Annotated in this window: 3 protein-coding genes; all 3 read left to right on the top strand. The window is 66.1% G+C overall.

The window, feature by feature from the left end; translation table 11 throughout:
- A partial coding sequence (locus VFI59_13550; GenBank protein ID HET6714720.1) for an ABC transporter substrate-binding protein occupies nt 1-1,153 on the top strand: 1,153 nt, incomplete at its 5' end.
- Nucleotides 1,154-1,268: 115 nt separating this feature from the next.
- Entirely contained in the window at nt 1,269-2,240 is a 972-nt protein-coding gene (locus tag VFI59_13545; GenBank protein HET6714719.1) for an ABC transporter permease, read from the top strand.
- The gene (locus VFI59_13540) at nt 2,240-3,256 is read left to right on the top strand and encodes an ABC transporter ATP-binding protein (protein HET6714718.1); all 1,017 of its coding nucleotides are present in this window, start codon (nt 2,240-2,242) and stop codon (nt 3,254-3,256) included. The genes VFI59_13545 and VFI59_13540 overlap by 1 nt, the downstream gene beginning before the upstream one ends.
- The last annotated feature ends 87 nt before the right edge of the window (nt 3,257-3,343 follow it).

Below are 3,343 nucleotides of genomic sequence, written 5' to 3'. Positions count from 1 at the left end.
CCTGGGTGCGGAGAACCTCGACTTCTCGCTCCCGGCGGACGAGCAGTCGCCGGTCGCCGGTTACGAGCCCGGCAAGTCGATCCAGTGGGTGCGCAACCCGAACTACGACCCGGCGACGGACGGCCTGCGTCCCGCCTACCCGGACGGGTTCAACATCTCGATCGGCGGCGACAACAACGACCTGTACAACAAGGTCCAGGCCGGCGAGCTGGACGGGGTCGTGGACGGCATCGTGCCTCCACAGGTGCTGCGCCAGTACTCGACGGACCCGACGCTGCAGCCGTTGCTGCACATCAACCCGTCGGACGCCGTTCGGTACATCTCGTTCAACATGGCGATCCCACCGTTCGACGACGTGCACGTCCGCAAGGCGATCAACCTGGGCCTCGACAAGGCGGGCATGCGCACGTTCCGTGGCGGTGAGTCCGTCGGCGAGATCGCGGGTCACATCATGGTGAACTCGCTCGAGGACAACCTGCTCGCCGACTTCGACCCGTACGCGACGCCGAACTCGGCGGGCGACCTCACGGCGGCGCAGGCGGAGATGGCTCAGTCCGCGTACGACTCCGACGGCGACGGCGTGTGCGACGCGCCGGAGTGCTCCAACATCCTCGCGGTGACCGACGAGGCCGATCCCTACCCGGACCAGTCCGCGTTGATCCAGCAGAACATGGAGCCGCTCGGGCTGACGTTCGACGTGAAGTCCTTCGAGCGCACGACGATGTACTCGAAGTGCAACGAGCCGGAGGCGCACGTCGCCATCTGTCTCGCCCCCGCATGGGGGAAGGACTTCCCGGACGGGTACACGTTCGCCGACCCGCTGTTCGGATCGGCGGCCATCTTCCCGAGCTGCTGCAACTACGGGTTGGTCGGAGCGAGTGCCGATCTGCTGTCGGAGGCCGGCTACGACCTCACCGAGGTCCCGTCGGTCGACGATCAGATCAAGACCGCCAACCAGCAGACGGGTGACGCCCGGTTCCAGGCGTGGGCCGACCTCGACACCACGTTGATGGAACAGGTCGTCCCCTGGGTGCCGTACCTGTTCGACAACAACGTCGACATCACGTCGACGCGGATCATCAACTACTCGTTCGACCAGTTCGCCGGTCTGGCGGCGTACGACCAGTACGCCATCGCTCCCGACGCCCAGTAAGGGAGGGTGAGCGGGAGGGCAGGAAACCGGAAGAACGAGGCAGGATCGCGAAAGGGGAGGGGCCGCTCCGGGGGGCGGCCCCTCCCACCTGGTGGGGTAGACTTCGGAGGGCGCGATGGGCAGGTATCTGATCCGGCGGACGCTGTTCATGATCCTGGTGCTGTTCATCGTGTCCCTGATCACGTTCATCATCTTCGTGAAGCTGCCCGCCTCCGATCCGGCCAGGCGCGCGGTGGGCAAGTCGACGAGCCCCGAGAACGTCGAGGCGGCTCGCGTCGCGTTCGGGCTCGACAAGCCGCTGTACGTCCAGTACAGCCGGTTCGCCAAGGGCCTGATCCCCTGGCCGGGGTTGTTCCTGAACGAGGACGTCTACTACTCCTACGCCAACTTCGTCCCGGTGAAGGAGGAGATCTTCGGGCGCCTCCCGGTGACGATCGCCCTCGCGGTCGGGGCCGCGGTGCTGTGGACCCTGGTCGGGATCCCGATCGGCATCATCTCGGCGGTCAAACGGGGGAGCATCTGGGATCGCGGCTCCATGGTCTTCGCCCTCATCGGCGTGTCGGCGCCCGTGTTCTGGCTCGCGTACCTGTTCCTCTACGTGTTCTGGTTCAAGCTCGGATGGGCTCCGCCGTCGGGCATCCCGATCGGGGAGTCGGTGCTCCAGGCCGTGCTTACGGGTCGGTTCATCCTGCCCTGGATCGTGCTGTCGATGACGTTCGCCGCCTTCTACGCGCGGATGGTCCGCGGGAACCTGATCGAGACCATGGGCGAGGACTACATCCGAACCGCTCGCGCCAAGGGGCTGTCCGAGAAGCGGGTGATCTACAAGCACGGGCTGCGTGCCGCGCTGACGCCGGTCGTCACGATGTTCGGGCTCGATCTGGCCGTCCTGCTCGGCGGTGCGTTCATCACGGAGACCGTCTTCGGTCTGCCGGGCGTCGGCCAGTACGCGGTGCGGAGCATCTTCCTGAACGATTTCCCCGCCGTGATGGGTGTCACCCTCTTCGCGGCGTTCTTCATCGCGATCGCGAACCTGTGCGTCGACATCGCCTACGCGTTCCTCGACCCGCGGGTGAGGTACACGTAGTGGCGGAACCGCTCCTCGAGGTCAAGAACCTCACCGTCCACTTCCCGACCGACGACGGATTGGTGAAAGCGGTCGACGGCGTCTCGTTCTCCCTGCTGCCGGGGGAGACCCTCGGCGTGGTCGGGGAGTCCGGATCCGGCAAGAGCGTGTCGTTCCTCACGGTGATGGGTCTCATCGACCTGAAGCGCGCGCAGGTCGAGGGCGAGATCATCTTCCAGGGTCAGGACCTGCTGACGCTCCCGGCCGACGAGATGCGCACCGTGCGGGGTGAGAAGATCTCGATGATCTTCCAAGACCCGATGACCTCGCTGCATCCCTACTACAAGGTCGGAGACCAGATCGCCGAAGCCGTTCGGGTGCACCAGAAGGTCTCGAAGAGCGAGGCTCACGAGCAGGCGGTCGAGATGCTCCGGCGTGTCGGTATCCCTCGCCCCGACGAGCGAGCCGACCAGTATCCACACGAGTTCTCCGGTGGCATGCGGCAGCGAGCGATGATCGCGATGGCGCTCTCGCTGAACCCGGACCTGCTGATCGCCGACGAACCCACCACGGCGCTCGACGTGACCGTGCAGGCCCAGATCCTCGACCTCTTGGACCGGCTGAAGCAGGAGTTCAACGCCGCGATCGTGATCGTCACCCACGACCTCGGGGTCGTGGCCGAGCACTGCGACCACATCCAGGTGATGTACGCCGGCAAGATCGTCGAGGCGGGCGACCGCAGAGACATCTACTACGGCGCCCACCACCCGTACACCTGGGGATTGCTGTCGTCGATCCCGCGGCTCAACGAGAGCGACACGAAGGAGCGCCTGGTCCCGATCCGAGGGCTCCCGCCATCCCTGATCTTCGTGCCGCCGGGATGTGCGTTCCATCCGCGCTGCCCCCACGTGTTCGATAGGTGCCGGACCGAGGTGCCCGAGCTCCTGCCGGCCGACGGTCACCACGCGTCGCGGTGTCACCTCTCGCTGGCAGACACGGAGCGCATCTTCCAGGAAGAGGTGATGGCGCGCTCGTGAGCGTCGAGGTGACCGAACGACCTCAGCCCGAACCGGCGGCGACCGAGACGCCGCTCGTACGGATACGCGGCCTCCGCAAGCTGTTCC

The sequence above is a fragment of the Actinomycetota bacterium genome (assembly GCA_035697485.1).
GTDB lineage: Bacteria > Actinomycetota > UBA4738 > UBA4738 > HRBIN12 > JAOUEA01.
This window is presented reverse-complemented; position numbering and strand designations above follow the sequence as displayed.

Coding starts and splice junctions, on each gene's coding strand:
- VFI59_13545 (HET6714719.1), top strand. CDS start 1,269: ATGGGCAGGTATCTGATCCGGCGGACGCTGTTCATGATCCTGGTGCTG.